The 595-nt window shown below is 59.7% G+C and carries 1 protein-coding gene; it reads left to right on the top strand.

The annotated features are described in order from the left end of the window. Window positions 1-139: 139 nt before the first annotated feature. A partial coding sequence (locus MXAZACID_RS19020; protein ID WP_008495922.1) for a hypothetical protein occupies window positions 140-595 on the top strand: 456 nt, incomplete at its 3' end.

The raw sequence follows: 595 nt of genomic DNA, 5'->3' as shown, positions 1-595 counted from the left end.
TGCTGTTGACCAAGGGGCAATTGAGCAGCAAGCCCGAACTGCAGACTGCACTCGCGCAAGGCGCGGGCGGCCCGGACGAGGCTATAAAATCAATGATGCAGGCCATGGCCTATATCCTGTCGCGCGAGGGGCGTTCCTGATGAGCACGTTTGCAGGTGCTGAAGCGGGCGGAGAAATCGGTGCAGTTGGTGGGCCGATTGGGATTGCGGCCGGTATCGTTGTTGGTGCGGTCGTTGGAACGGCGCTTGGCTACGGGGCGGCAAAGCTGGGCCAGGCCATTCATAACGCCAATGAGAAGGCTGACGAGCAGCTCAAGACATCCGACGCTTCGGAGCCTTGCGTTGAATGCAATGAAGACCCCTGCGCGCATTTGCGCAAGGGGACTGGCCAAGGAAAATACCATGGAGGTGCTCACGGGGAGACCAAGGGGCCCAAAGGTGATGGGCTGGATTCTCATCATATGCCAGCCGCTCAGGCCAACGAGGCAGGAGGTGGGCCAGCGCGGGATGATGGACCGGCAATTCAGATGGAACCGGAGGACCACAAAGATACGATGAGCAATGGCTCGGGCGAAGACGCGAAACTCTATAGAGCC

The organism is Acidocella sp. MX-AZ02 (genome assembly GCF_000306035.1).
Classification (GTDB): domain Bacteria; phylum Pseudomonadota; class Alphaproteobacteria; order Acetobacterales; family Acetobacteraceae; genus Acidocella; species Acidocella facilis.
Note: the sequence above shows the minus strand (reverse complement) of the source record. Positions and strands in the feature narration are given on the sequence as shown.